Raw genomic sequence first — 13,793 nt, forward strand, 5'->3', positions numbered from 1 at the left:
TGCATGTTTTCCGGAGAACACCATGACAGATCGGCTCAACGCCATCCGTGAACTGCCTTTTCACCGCTATCTCGGCGTTGCCGAACTCAATGCTGACGAAGGCGCTGGCAGCTTGCTCTTTACCGTGAGCGAGGCGACAGTGAACCCCGCCGGGGTACTCCACGGCGGGGTTATCTATACCCTGTGTGATGTTTGCGCCTATGCCGGGCTGACAAGTGTGTTGGCGCCAGGCACCGAAGCTGTCACCCATGACATTCATGTATCAGTGCTGCGAGCGGCGAAACTCGGGGACGTCGTTTCTATGGTTTCCACGCCAGTTAAAATCGGTCGGAGCCTGTGCTTTCTGGACGTTACCGCAAAGGTTGATGACCGTATAGTTGCTACGGCCCGCGTCACCAAAACTCTTGTTAACCTATAAAAGGCGTCGACTGCTTTCTGCCGCGAAAAGGACCATACCGCTATGCGAACAACCTTTGAGTTTCGTTCAGGTGACGACCTCTGCAGTGCCTGGCTGTACGTGCCAGACTCTGGCTCCGCACCTTTTGCTACGGTGGTGATGGCTCACGGGCTGGGCGGCACCAGGGAGCTGAGACTCGACGCTTTCGCGGACGCCTTCTGCGCAGCCGGCTATGCCTGCCTCGTATTCGACTATCGTCACTTCGGCGCAAGCGGCGGCGAGCCACGGCAGTTGCTCGATATAAAGCGCCAGCACGAGGATTGGCGAAGCGCGATCCAGGCGGCCAGGAACCACCCTCAACTCGATCCGAAGAGACTCGTACTGTGGGGTACGTCAATGGGTGGGGGCCATGTCATCCAGATCGGCTCTGAGGACGTACGACTGGCTGCGGTTATAGCCCAGTGCCCTTTCACCGACGGCATTTCCTCAGCTCTGGCGGTTAATCCAATATCGTCCGTGAAAGTGACTGCACGTGCTCTGCGGGACAAGATTGGCAGCTTCTTCGGCAAGCCGCCGGTAATGATCCCCCTGGCAGGCGCCAGACACGGAACCGCACTGATGACGGCGCCCGATGCGATGGCGGGATATCACGCACTTGTACCGGCCAACAGTGGTTTTAATGACGAAGTTGCCGCCCGGGTCGCCTTGCAGATCCTTGCCTATCGCCCCGGACTGCGCGCCAGTCGGGTGCAATGCCCGATCCTGTTCTGCGTCTGTGAGAAAGACACCGTTGCCCCGCCGGCGCCAACGCTCCGATATGCACGCACGGCACCCAGAGGCGAAATCGAAGTTTATGACGAAGGTCACTTTGACATCTATGTCGGCAAAGCATTCCAGCGGGTGTGCCAACAACAGATAGCGTTCCTGGCGAAGCATGTGCCGGCCTGAAACCGGAGCCGACCACGACTGCCGTTGAGCCCGAAACCGGCTATATCCCGGTTGAAAAACAGTTAAAGCGCGACACACTGCAACATGGAGACGAAAACACGGATGCGATGGCCCTTAAGCGGTGAGGTTATCTACCGGACAGAGGATGCGTTGGGCGATATCCTTGTGATAGACAAGGGCAAGCACCGCGTTCTCAGCTTTGGATCCATATTCGAACAAAGCAAGATTGACCCGGCCCGGCCTTACCTGCCGGTGCATGAATACAACAGAGCCATGCTGCTGCCTCTGGCGTTTGCGCGGCCACAACACGCCACGGTGCTGGGACTGGGCGGTGGCAGCCTGGTCAACGCCCTGTATCATCTACTGCCAGAGGCCACGGTAAGCGTCGTGGAGCTTCGCAGCGAAGTAGTCGACGTGGCCCGGCGCTTTTTCGGCCTGGCGACCAGCCCGAGGATCAGCATCACTATCGAGGATGTACGTCGCGCACTGCCAAGGCTACCGGAGGGCGCAACTGACCTCATTCTGACGGACCTCTACGACGCCCAGCGGATGAGCCCGGTCCAAACCCAGCGCCGTTTCATCGACCAGTGTGCCAGGGCACTCTCAACAGAAGGTTGGCTGGCCATAAACTACCATGAACTCCCCCCCGAAAACGGGCCACTCTTCATGCACCTGCGCGCGCTTTTTGCCGTAGTGTTGCTGTTCAAGAGTAAAACCGGCAACTACGTGCTCTACGCCTGTAAAGAGTGCTTCGACCCCATGGGCTCGGACGACCCCCGCCTGTCAGAGCTGGAAGAAAAACTACCGCTGGGTTGGCGCCGGCTGATGGGTCGGGTCATGCGGGTCGTCTAGAGGCTGCTGGCTGTTTGAGCCAGATCAAACAAAAAGCGTCAAGGTTGTGGTCCCCCAGCCGATAACCAGCAAGTTCTTCTATACTGATATTCCCGGCCCCGAGCTCGAGTCCCGCCTGTGGATTTGCTCGGCGGCTTTTCTGTCGGAGCTGGCTTTTGAATCTCAAGCACATTCCCCTCAAGTACAAATTCTGGGCCGTTAACGGCGTCATGTTCGCGGGCATGCTACTGCTGGTGCTTGCCGCTTTGGTCATAGAGCAGCAAGCCATTAACGCCGAGCGAAAGGGCTACGCCGCTGAGGTCGTCGCGAGCGGCTTGCTGACGGGGGCAACACCGGCGAGCCTGAGATGGATCGATAGCCGGAGCTTGTCCAATTTACCGGTCGCGTCCGACCAGCCGCGATGGCTCGATGCCGACCTTCTGGATCCGGTGCCGGCCGGGCCAGATCTGTCCGGCGCATGGGTTGTCATGCGACAAGGCGAGGCAGCAGTGCTGGGTGTTGAGCAGCAGGCTTACTTCACCTTGTTGCTGTCGCGCGCGCCCCTCTATGCAGGCGTTGTATTTGTCCTGATGCTCATGGTGCTCTGCGTTTCGCAGCTACTGATTCTTTTCATTACGCGTAATATTCTCGCGCTCCGTGACGTCATGGTTGCTGTGCAGGAAAGTGGTGATCTCACGCTCAGGGCGCCGGTAAAATCAGAGGACGAAGTAGGTTCAATGGCAGTTGCCTTCAACGCCATGCTGACAGCGCAGCAAGGCGTGGTGGGTTCGGTCCGGGAAGCAGCGGCAGAGCTTGAGCACAGCGCCGGTGAATTGGCCCAGCTTATGGGAGACGTCAAGGTCGGAACGCGTTCCCAGCAAAGCCAGACCGACATGGTGGCTGCCGCGGTTAATGAGATGAGTGCGACCGTGCAGGACATTGCCAGCCATACGGGGTCCGCGCGCGATCAGTCCCGGCAGGCCAACAGCCTGGCGCAACAGGGACGGGACCAGGTGCAGTGCGTCCAACGCACGATTACCGGCCTGTCCGCCAGCATCAAGCGGTGCACCGAGCATATGCAAACACTCGCTGGGCACAGCCAGGAGATCAACGGTGTGGTAGGCGAGATTCGCGCCATTGCAGAGCAGACCAACCTTCTCGCCCTCAACGCCGCCATCGAAGCCGCACGTGCCGGAGATTCCGGGCGCGGCTTCGCAGTGGTTGCGGATGAAGTGCGGACACTGGCCCAGCGGGTACAGAATTCCACCGTGGACATTCAGCAGCGGATCGAAGCTCTACGTGAAGGGACGGTCATCGCTGTCGACGATATGGCCGCCAGCGCCGAGCTGACTCACAACTCCGTCGAACAGGCCGAGCAGGCCGGGGCGTCCCTTGAGGAAATCGCCGCCGCGGTAAATCAGATCACTGAAGGCAATGGTGAGATCGCAGCTGCGCTGGACCAGCAAACCCAGGTGGCAGACTCCATCACCCGCAGCATTATCGAGATTCGGGACGTGACGGAACATACAGCGGAGAAGACCTTGAGAAGCGCAGCCACAAGCGAGCAACTGGCCGCCCTTGCTCATCAACTTAATCAGGCGGTCAGCAGTCTTAGGGTATGAGCGCGGTCGGGATGGCCCGCAGGCAGGCACCTGCGCTCCTTTGCCACGCTGTGGCCTCACTTGAGCTTAGCTCAGGGCACTACAAGCTTAGCTCAGGGCACTCCAATGAAAAGCCCCGCCACACGGCGGGGCTTCGGGCTCGTTAACCCTCAGGCAGTTTCCGCGGCTTCTTCCCCCCTGCGGGCCTCTACCTTTTCTACCCGGTTTTGCCGGGCGGCATTAGACCCGATAGGAATCTGCCGCGGTTTCTCTTCCTCGGGAATAACCCGCAGCAGATCAATCGTCAACAGGCCGTTTTCGAGGTTGGCGCCCTGCACCTCTATGTGATCTTCAAGCCGATAGGACAGCTTGAACGAGCGCTGGGCGATGCCCTGGTGCATGTAGCCCACGGTTTTGCCGGACTGCTCGACAGCCGGCTTGGCGCCGGTCACGGTGAGCACCCCGTTCTCGATATTGATCGACAGGTCTTGCTCTGCAAACCCGGCAACCGCGAGCACGATGCGGTACTCGTTCTCGCCGTGCTTTTCCACGTTGTACGGCGGGTAGCTGGTCGATGCGTCTGCTTCGAACGCTCGCTCGAACAGATCGTTGAAGCGGTCGAACCCGATGGAGTGACGGAACAGCGGTGCCAGAGAAAAAGATGTCGTAGTCATAGCGGTAACTCCCTAATTATTCAGCGAAGTTTTGTCTCCTGCAGTGAGCCCCGCTTAGCGGCGACTCTTGCAGAGATGCCTTTTGGCAAAGAGGTGCCGTGTGACAATCAGCTGCCTTGTGGCAAAAAACAAAATAGGGCCCGCCAGATCTTTTTCAAGCGATCTTTTTTGCACCAGCCATGAATTTTTGTTCGCGCCCAGGGGCGCCGCAAAGGCGCCTACCTCTATTGGGATATAGTGCTTGGGCAGGTTTGCCAGTACGGTGATAGTCGCATTGTCGGGAGAGTCTGTAACTGACTTAAAAGGCTTTTAACCGGGCGATTGTGGACTTCCTGTTTATCCCATGGGTACCCTGAAAGCGCTGCAACGCTTAAAAAAGAAAAGGACAGCTGCTATGAGAAAGATGATTATTGCTTTGTTGGCTGTAGGTGGCCTCGCGGCGCAGCCTACACTGGCTCAGGACGCTGAAAAACTATTCCAGTCGAAAGCATGTGCCGCGTGCCATGCTAAAGCGATGAAAATGGTTGGCCCCGCGCTTCAGGATGTCGCAAAGAAGTACGCTGGCCAGGATGACGCCGTCGCGATACTCGTAAAGAGCATCCAGGAAGGCAGTAAGGGCAAGTGGGGCCAGATTCCGATGCCGCCTAACAATGTGACTGACGAGGAAGCAACCGCGCTGGCCGAGTGGGTACTCAAGCAGGGCTGAGCGCCACAACGGGATTAAGCATAATCCCAGGCTGATTGGCCGGCTCCTGTTGCATGGGAAGCGGGCCAATCAGTTCTGTACAATCAGCTATGAACAATCAGCTCTGTACAATCAGTTCTGTACTATCAGCTCTGTACTGTCAGTTCTGTATTAGGGGTCGCTGTTACTTCAGCTCTTTCTCAATTTGCCCGTCTTTCCCGGTAACGTTCGTGTCCTGCATGGAGTTGCGGAACCCTTTAATGGCGCCGCCTACGTCGGATCCGATGCTGCGAAGCCGTTTGGTCCCAAACAACATCAGCACGATCAGCAGAACAATAACCAATTGCCACACACTGATTCCCATCATCTGTTCACCTCACCAATTTTGTAATACGTTTACCGGAGCCGGACAGCCCGCGTTTCCGCCGGTGTACACTGGATCATCTTTCAGTGACCGTCTGGTGACAGGCGATCGTCCTCATGGTTAATCGCCGCCTTGCTCAGGAAGGTCTGGTCGATCTCGTCAAAACGCATGACATGACCGCCGGTTCGCTGAGCCAGGGCCCGCGCCTCCTGCTTGTCCGCGAATGTCGCGAGCACTGCGCCCATTGCGCCTTCCAGCCCGGTCCCTGCCACGTACCAGGCGTCCCGCGCATTGATCAGGTGGGCGTCGTCTGGGCGGTACCAGTCCGAGCGCGCCATGTCATGCACGTATAGCTCATACGATCTGTTCTGATTCTCAGGCTGCAGCCACCACCCGATCATTTCGGCAGCGGAGCAGAACTTTCGCACCTCCGTTGTCGCCACGGCCTGTCCTTTAGGTCCGGGAAACTCAGCGATCAGCATGCCGCAGATGTGGCATTCATCACCGGCGTGGAACCCAACGGGCTCGACGGGCGCCTCGACCTTGTTGGCGTCATTGCAGCCAGTAATGACAAGGCCTGTAACGGCAAGGAAAAGCGCTATCATGATTTTTCGTAAACGCCGCATATCCACCACCCCTACCATAAGTGCCGCCTGCTCAGACCTGCCGACGGCGAAAGAACCAATAAGCTCCCGCAAGTGTGCCTGTCACCCAGGCGAACAGACAGAGCCAGAGGACGGACCCGGCAACGGGCAGATCCCCGCCCAGCGACAATACCCCAACAGCGCCTGCGCCGACATCGAAACCAGACAGGTTGATCAGTCGGTAAATGTCGGCGGGATTGAGCAGTAGCAACCAGGGCAACAGGTCCGGATTGAAGTTCCCTTCACTAAAAACCAGCAAGGCCAGCAGGCCAAGGTCAAACAGCAGGACAAAGAGAAACCATACCCCCAGCGCGAGGCCCGCAGCGGTGGACTTCTCAGCCACCTGGCTGCTGATCAGATACGCCAACCCCAGAAATACCCAACCCAGCAGCATGGATGACAGCATGAAGCGACCGAACGCCCAGAACAGCAGGCTCGTTTCAACGTTATCCACCAGTACGGCAATCGCTAAAGCCGCGCTACCGAATCCGATAAAAGTCGCTAGGGCCAGGATCAGTCCATGACCGACGAACTTGCCAACAAGGATCTGGCCTCGGCCCAGAGGGTAGGTCAGCAGCAGCATGAGCGTACCCGCTTCTTCTTCACCGACGATAGCGTCATAGGCCAGCATCAGGGCGATCAAGGGCATGAGGAACGTTGCCAGACTCGCCAGGCTTGCAATGGTCGCGGGAATCGACGTGAACCCGACCTGACCCGAGGCCGCGGCGCCGAACCAGGCGATACCCACGGCGAGCACTGCGAACAGCAGGCTGATTGCCAGTAACCAGCGATTCCGCAAGCCATCGCTCAGCTCTTTACGTGCGATAGACCAGATCTGAATCATGCCCTCCCCTCCCCGGCGGAATCGCTGCCGGCCCGGTCCATGTAATACCGGTAGAGATCTTCCAGCGACGGCTGCACCACCTCCACATCAGAAGGCGAGCGTTCGCCCAGTAGCTGGCGTAGAAGGTCAAGCTTGTGGCTGCTATGTGCGGCCACTTCGATACCGTCGCGCGCAGTTTCCCGTGCTGAGTAACCGGCGTCAGTCCACCGTTTGATCAACTGGTGACGTTCGCTGACGCCACTCGCTTTGATATGCACGGGCAATTGCGCCTCATCCCTGAGCTCAGCCAGAGCCCCAACGGCCTGGAGCCTGCCTCCGGCGAGAATGGCCGCTCTGTCCAGGTGCGCCTCGACGCCCGGCAAAACGTGGGAACAAATAATGATGCTGGTACCCTGGCGTCGCAGCCGGTCGGTAAGATGGTAAAGGTCCTGGGTCGCGATCGGGTCAAGCCCGACGGTAGGCTCATCCAACAACAGCAGCCTTGGTTCGCCCAGCAGGGCCTGGGCCAGGCCGAGCCGCTGCCGCATCCCTTTAGAGTAGGTTTTTACCCGGCGCGAAGCGGCCGCAGACAGCCCTACCTGTTGCAGTAGTTCATCCACCTGGGCAAGAGCCGCGCCCTTGAGCCGGGCAAAATGGCGCAGGGTTTCCCGTCCGCTAAGCTGGGGGTAGAAGATGACATTTTCGGGCAAGTAGCCCAGTTGCCGCTTCACGGCTTTATCGTTGGGCTGCCCTCCCAGCACCCGAACCTGTCCGTCACTGGGGCTCAGCAAGCCGAGAATCAGCTTCATACTGGTTGTTTTGCCCGCCCCGTTGTGACCGAAGAGGCCCAGCACTTCGCCTTCCGCCAGGTCGAGGTTCAGATCCTGCAGGACCGTAAGCCGGCCGTAGCGCTGGTGCACCGCTTTTATTTCAACCGCATTCATGAGGCTGGCTCCCTTGATTGCGCATTGGCACTGGCGGCGGGTACGCGCATCAGCGGAAAGCTGTCCTGAACCCCCGGCGCCTTGACCACAGGAAAGGCCCGCTGGACCCAGCGCAGAAGTTCTATAGCGGGGCTGTTCATTAGTAGGCGAACCTGGGGATAAAGCCAGAGAAGCCGGTCCACATTGTCATTGGGCTCATAGGGCACATCACCTACACCGTCGCTGTCACGATCCCACCCGAGGTAGTCGCTCCAGTAGTTACCATGGCCATCTTCGGACCACTCCTGCGTCCGCGTAGCCACGTACTTGACCTGCTGCCGGTTGCCGACGAACGCGTTTCCGGTTATGCGGTTGTTCTCGGAGCCGGCTGTCAGGTGAATGCCGAGGGAGCTCTGTTCAAAACGATTTTTTTCTATGTGGTTGAACAGGGAGTTATAGATAAACAGCGCCTTTCCTTCTGCTCCACTGGCCGCTTCGCCCATGGCGCCACCCTTCCTCACACCGCTGACCACGTTATTGGTCACTGTTGAATAGGTGATGTAATTCATGAGGATGCCGTAGTTCTCATCCTGCTCCGAACGGTTGCCGATCACTGACAGCTTACGGCTCTGCATTAACGCATAGCCGGTACGGGTTCGGCGCGTAACATTGTTGATGACATGGTTGTTATTGGAAAACATGTAGTGAATGCCGTACCGCAGGTCTTCGAGTACGTTACCTTCAAGATGATTCCCATTCGAAGTGTCAATGTAGATACCATCCCGAACATGGCTCACCCGGTTGTCCGAAACACGCGCATTGCCTACGGAATATAAATGGATGCCATTGCCACGATCCTGGGACCGGATGCTCTGGTCGCCTTCGATGATGTTGCCGATCAGCTCGACGTCGCTGGCCCCATCCACCCAGATACCGAAGCCGGGCCCTTTCAGTGTGTTGTTGAGAAGGCGACTGCCGGTCGCCTCAGGCTGAACGAATATACCCGAGTCCATATTGGTGAGATTACGGCCCCAGTTGCGTATCTCGCAGCCCTCGATAACCACGTTGGCTGCCCGTATGTTTATTGCATGCCCAACTCCCTGCGCAGACAAGATCGCCCCCCGTTCGCACCGGAGGTGCAGTGGTTCCTCAATGACGAACTGGCCCCTATGCTCCCCCGCGGGAAGCACCCAACGGTTTTCACCATCAGACTGCAGAGGTAATTCGGTAACCGGTTGCACTGCCTGAACAGAGAACGCGAGAAAGAAGAGCGACAGTAACACCGTCCGGCAGCACGTCGCCCTGTGTTTGTTCAGAGACACACGTCGGGCCTTCTGTTCGCTATTGCATTTTGTGACGGTAAGACTTTCGCGAGAAATAATTCCTCACGCCAGCCTGTAGTTAACCGCGGCCCGGATGCCCCTTGCCGCGGCTAAAGCACGTCGCTGTGCCCTACGCTGGCTCAACCAGCATCTGACCGACCATTTCCATGTGCAGGGCGTGGCAGAACCAGCTGCAGTAGTACCAGTGCACGCCGGGCTTGTCTGCCACGAAGGTGATGGACGATGTCTGCTGCGGGCTGATTTCCATGCTTGCACCATGGTTGGTCATGACAAAACCATGGGTGACATCCTCGATCTCATCAATGTTGGTGATCGTCACTGTGACCTCATCACCCTGTTTGACCTTGAACTCGGTCAGACCGAAAGAAGGCGCCATGGATGTCATGTAGACCCGCACCTTGTTGCCATCCCGGATCACCTTGTTGTCACTGGTCAGGTTGATGCCATCTTTTTTGGCCCGTGCAACAGTTGGGGCAAAGAAAGGATCGTTGCGGTCCCAGATCTTCTTGGTCCTGATCTGATCGCGACGCGCCATAATGCAATCATGGGGCTCGGCGAAGGTGGGACCGTCGTGGACCAGCTTCATTTCATCTCCGGAGATATCAATCAGCTGATCATTCTCAGGGTGAAGCGGACCTGTGGGCAGGAACCGGTCTTTGGAGAACTTACTCAGGACCACGAGCCACTGGCCATCGGCTTCGGAAGTTTCAGTCAGTGAAGCGTGGGTATGGCCCGGCTGATAGTGCACATCAAGCTTCTGTTTGATGTAGTTGACCTTTTCGCCATTGTAGGCGCGGATGGCTTCGTCAATGTTCCACTTGACGATCTGACTGTCGATAAACAGCGTGGTATAGCCGTTACCGCGGCCGTCATAAGTGGTATGCAATGGCCCGAGACCCAGCTCAGGTTCACCCACGATGGCATCCCGCGGCGAACTCAGCTTGTCGTCAAATAGCGCATCCAGCTTGCTGATATCGATAATCGAAACGGTCGGCGACAGCTTGCCCGCAGCGATGAAGTACTTGCCGTCGGGCGATGTGTTGAGGCCATGGGGATTCTTCGGCACCGGAATGTAACGGGTCAGTTTGGAGCCTTCACGTCCGTCCACTACAGGCACATCGGAATCGCCCAAGGTGGTGTAATTGCCAGCTTTGATCGCTGCTTCGATGCGCTCGATGTTAAAGACGACGACCCAGTCGCGCTCATTGCGCATCATGCCCCCGAGATCGGTGGCCTTCTCCGAGTTATAGCAGGTCGACGCGGCGTATTTACCGGTGTAGTCCGCGTCTGTGTTGTCCAGGTTGCCATCGACGATGACCTGGAACGCCATTTCCATCTTCTCCGCATCAATAACGTTGAACATGGTGTAGCTGTTCTTGGCCTGCAGGTCGAACGATGTACCGTCGTTGGGGTGCGGGATAACAAACTCAGCATTGGCAAAAACGTACTTGGTTTCCGGCACTTTCTGAAGCCGCAAACCATGTATCGCCTGGACGTTGGGAACCGTGAGCATCTTGTCGCACTTCATGATATCCATGCGGATGCGGGCGACCCGGGTGTTGGCCTTGTCGTTGATAAAAAGGTACTTGCCATCGTACTTGCCGTCGGTCATGGACAAGTGCGGGTGGTGGCAGTCGCCGTTGGGGTATTTCGCGCTCTCGCCCATGATCGCACGGCTCTCATTGGTGAGGCCCCAGCCGGTAGCCGAGTCGACGTTGAACACGGGGATGCGCATCAGTTCCCGCATGGACGGGACCCCGAAGACACGCACCTCGCCCTGGTGGCCGCCACTCCAGAACCCGTAATAAGTGTCCAGCTCACCCGGCTGAATGTGGGTTTTTGCCTGCGACTCCTTCACAGCCGCGGCCCAGGACTCACGCGTCATTACTGCGCTGCCCAGAGCCCCGGCTCCAACCAACGCGGCGCCTCCCATTGCCGTCGCCCCAAGAAAGCCACGGCGACTCAGGCCCGACTGCTCAGTTTCCGGTGCATTGTTATCATATTTTTTCTTGCTCATGCGCTTCGCTCCTGTTGTCACGCTTTTCTGCGACGGCCTTGCGGCCGCACTGACACTGCTTGCCGGACCCTTTCAGGGGTCCACTATCTGCACGGCGGGGATGAGTTGCGGCCCTGGTGCAGTCGGTTTGCCTTTGTTGCGGCGTTTTTTCTTGTTAACGAGCGGCGGACACTTGTCGTCGTTGTGATAGGTCATCTGACAATCGAGGCAGTAGTGGCATTCGTTCAGGTTAATGTGACCGTCGGGATGGATCGCCTGGATTTCACATTCTTTGGCACACAGCTGGCAGGGGTTGCCACACTCCTTGCGCCGTTTGAGCCAGTCGAAAATCCTGAATTTGCTGGGCACCGCCAGGGCGGCCCCAAGCGGGCAGATGTAACGGCAGTAGACCTTGCGGGTGAAGATATTGATAGCCAGCAGGATTACCGCATAAAGCACAAACCACCACTGCCGATCGAACTTCATGGTGATGGCGGTTTTGAACGGTTCGACTTCAGAGGCCTTTTCAGCCAGGGTCATGGATTCGAGCGAGATGCCGAAAAGCACCAGCAGGATGATGTACTTGATCGCCCAGAGACGCTCATGTACCGCAAATGGCAATTCGTACTGGGGGACTTTCAGTTTGCGGGCGCCTTCGTTGATCAGCTCCTGCAACGCGCCGAAAGGGCACAACCAGCCGCAAAATACCCCGCGCCCCCATAACAGGATACTCGCGGCGGTAAAAACCCAGATGATGAATATCACCGGATCGCTCAGGAAAAGCTCCCAACGGAAGTTCTGCACCAGCGAGTGCACGAACGTGAGTACGTTCACGATAGATAGTTGCCCCAGCGCGTACCAGCCGATGAAAACCACTGTAAAAGTAAGGTAGCCGTGACGTAGCCAGCGCAGGAAACGCGGGTGCTGGGTAAATTTGTCCTGTAGAAAAAGAATGATGGTCAGTAAAAGCAGTGCTGCGACCACCACGCCAATCTGGAATGATTTCTGGTACCAGATATTGACCCATAACGGCCTGTTGGCTTCTTCTATAGCCGCCAGCTCTGCGGCTGTTGGCTCCGGGCGGTCGATATACGCCTCCGGCACCTGATATGGCAACTCGAAACTGGTGAAAATGCTGTCCACTGGCCCGGTCTGTCTTCTGACCAGAAGCTCGAGGCTCCAGGGCGATCCTGGATCGAAATCGTAGGCGTCGCGCACCACAAACACGGCCATTTCGTCAAAGTCAGGCGCGCCAGCGTATACATCCGATAGCCTTTCGTAGTCCCGGTCGCGAAAGCTGATGCTCTCTCCGAACTGTCTTACCTGAACCCGATCAAATATGCCGCCACGGACGTAGCCTGAGCCCTTGAAGGAATATTCTCCGCGCCCAAAAACCGCAATAGCATGCTCGCCGTCCTCGAGATCGCCCATCAGGAACTTGTAACGGTTTTCGCCGAGCAGGTTGCGCCCAATGGCGGGCGGGTTCAGGTGGGCCACATAGAGATCAATGAAGGTCTCATCAACCTCATCGGCGGCGGCCTCATCAATGCCCTCAGCCTCGGTTCCGGCAAAAGCCTGGTCTATTTCCCCCCGGGTGAGGTGCAGGCGTCGAATGGCGCCGATGCCCATCAGTTCGTCCCAGACAGCGGGCTCATAGCTGTCGTAGAGAACAGTCGCAGGTTTACGGGCGACGCCGCTCGCCTTGATCAGATCAAGCGACACCGCAACTTCATGGGCCGCCCGCATGATGATCTCGTTCAGGACCATTACCGTTACTGTCGCGCCACTCACCGCATCTACAGTGACGGCTGCCGGGTCTTTCGATCGCCCTACAACGACACGCTGCTCGACGCCGACACCGTCATACCGGTCCGTAAAATCGTGGAGTTTCTGTTCGGGAATGCCGATTAGCAGGATGGGTTCGTGATGCTCAAGGACATACGCATCCCGAATCACAGCCTCATCATCAAGGACGATATGGGTATTGATCGGCTTACCGGAGTAGGCCGGAATATCAACCACATTGATGCTTTCGAACGCGTACCCCAGCACCTCCCCGCCGGCGCTGATGCGCCGGACCCCGTACTCGCCTTCAGGTTCGGAGATCATGTCTGCTTCAGGGAAGACAAGCTCGATACGCGCCCGGGCTTCTGCCGCCTGATCCTGGGCTATTGCGACCGGCACGACGCCGAGCAGTAACAGGGCGAGCAACATTGCCAGGCTGTTTTGCAGGTAGTGGAAAGCGTGCATGAGCAGCCTCACCTCGACTTGAAACGTGGCGCCAGCATAGCCGTACGAGTGCAAGAATCCCTTGACGGGCATCAAGCCCGCCCTGCAGCCTCTGAATGGCCAAGAAAACCCAAGCGGGGCAGCGACTGACCAGGATAAAAAAAGAGTCTCTCATCAGCCGCTTGCCTTGCATAGGCTATGGGCCATCGAGGGGGCGTTTTCGGTGGCAGAATAGAAGAGAAACAGCTCAACCATGGGCTAGAGCTAGAGTCGGGCGAAACCTTACGGATCCGCAATAACTCAGAGATGAGAATGAAAGGACACGGGTCACGGCC

Annotated in this window: 13 protein-coding genes; 5 read left to right on the forward strand and 8 right to left on the reverse strand. The window is 57.6% G+C overall.

The features are described from left to right. Window positions 1-22: 22 nt before the first annotated feature. From soil367_RS12855 to soil367_RS12870, 4 genes are all read left to right on the forward strand, one after another. The gene (locus soil367_RS12855; protein WP_136549472.1) at window positions 23-418 is read left to right on the forward strand and encodes a PaaI family thioesterase; all 396 of its coding nucleotides are present in this window, start codon (window positions 23-25) and stop codon (window positions 416-418) included. 42 nt (window positions 419-460) lie between these two features. Continuing rightward, window positions 461-1,345: an alpha/beta hydrolase gene (locus tag soil367_RS12860; RefSeq protein ID WP_136549473.1), complete on the forward strand. Its 885-nt coding sequence runs from the start codon at window positions 461-463 to the stop codon at window positions 1,343-1,345. A 102-nt stretch (window positions 1,346-1,447) separates the two neighbouring features. Continuing rightward, window positions 1,448-2,197: a spermidine synthase gene (locus tag soil367_RS12865; protein WP_172962345.1), complete on the forward strand. Its 750-nt coding sequence runs from the start codon at window positions 1,448-1,450 to the stop codon at window positions 2,195-2,197. Between the two features lie 155 nt (window positions 2,198-2,352). Then, on the forward strand, window positions 2,353-3,798 hold the full coding sequence (locus tag soil367_RS12870) for a methyl-accepting chemotaxis protein (protein ID WP_216642715.1): 1,446 nt from the start codon (window positions 2,353-2,355) through the stop codon (window positions 3,796-3,798). A 149-nt stretch (window positions 3,799-3,947) separates the two neighbouring features. On the opposite strand, the gene soil367_RS12875 is transcribed toward soil367_RS12870, so the two are convergent. Next, window positions 3,948-4,451 carry an Hsp20 family protein gene (locus tag soil367_RS12875; protein WP_136549475.1) on the reverse strand — a complete coding sequence of 168 codons (504 nt, stop codon included), beginning with the start codon at window positions 4,449-4,451 and terminating at the stop codon, window positions 3,948-3,950. Between the two features lie 394 nt (window positions 4,452-4,845). Between soil367_RS12875 and soil367_RS12880 the strand changes: the two genes are divergently transcribed. After that, window positions 4,846-5,157, forward strand: coding sequence for a c-type cytochrome (locus soil367_RS12880; RefSeq protein WP_136549476.1), 312 nt, complete (start codon window positions 4,846-4,848; stop codon window positions 5,155-5,157). A gap of 163 nt (window positions 5,158-5,320) precedes the next feature. Here soil367_RS12880 and tatA read toward each other — a convergent pair whose 3' ends face one another. The 7 genes from tatA to nosR all read right to left on the reverse strand — a co-directional run bounded on the left by tatA (window position 5,321) and on the right by nosR (window position 13,479). Further along, on the reverse strand, window positions 5,321-5,503 hold the full coding sequence (gene tatA, locus soil367_RS12885) for a twin-arginine translocase TatA/TatE family subunit (RefSeq protein WP_136549477.1): 183 nt from the start codon (window positions 5,501-5,503) through the stop codon (window positions 5,321-5,323). Window positions 5,504-5,583: 80 nt separating this feature from the next. Then, window positions 5,584-6,126 carry a nitrous oxide reductase accessory protein NosL gene (locus soil367_RS12890; RefSeq protein ID WP_136549478.1) on the reverse strand — a complete coding sequence of 181 codons (543 nt, stop codon included), beginning with the start codon at window positions 6,124-6,126 and terminating at the stop codon, window positions 5,584-5,586. A 31-nt stretch (window positions 6,127-6,157) separates the two neighbouring features. Next, complete coding sequence (locus soil367_RS12895; RefSeq protein ID WP_136549479.1) at window positions 6,158-6,988, reverse strand: ABC transporter permease; 831 nt, start codon at window positions 6,986-6,988, stop codon at window positions 6,158-6,160. Next, window positions 6,985-7,911 (reverse strand): ABC transporter ATP-binding protein, encoded by a 927-nt coding sequence (locus soil367_RS12900; RefSeq protein WP_136549480.1) that lies wholly within the window; start codon window positions 7,909-7,911, stop codon window positions 6,985-6,987. The genes soil367_RS12895 and soil367_RS12900 overlap by 4 nt, the downstream gene beginning before the upstream one ends. Next, window positions 7,908-9,212, reverse strand: coding sequence for a nitrous oxide reductase family maturation protein NosD (locus soil367_RS12905; protein ID WP_342777430.1), 1,305 nt, complete (start codon window positions 9,210-9,212; stop codon window positions 7,908-7,910). Before soil367_RS12905 ends, soil367_RS12900 begins: the two co-directional genes overlap by 4 nt. Before the next feature lie 130 nt (window positions 9,213-9,342). Then, window positions 9,343-11,250, reverse strand: a complete 1,908-nt coding sequence (nosZ, locus tag soil367_RS12910) for a TAT-dependent nitrous-oxide reductase (protein WP_136549481.1) — start codon at window positions 11,248-11,250, stop codon at window positions 9,343-9,345. Between the two features lie 72 nt (window positions 11,251-11,322). Next, entirely contained in the window at window positions 11,323-13,479 is a 2,157-nt protein-coding gene (gene nosR, locus soil367_RS12915; protein ID WP_216642716.1) for a transcriptional regulator NosR, read from the reverse strand. Window positions 13,480-13,793 lie beyond the last annotated feature (314 nt).

The organism is Hydrocarboniclastica marina (assembly GCF_004851605.1).
Taxonomy (GTDB): Bacteria; Pseudomonadota; Gammaproteobacteria; order Pseudomonadales; family Oleiphilaceae; genus Hydrocarboniclastica; species Hydrocarboniclastica marina.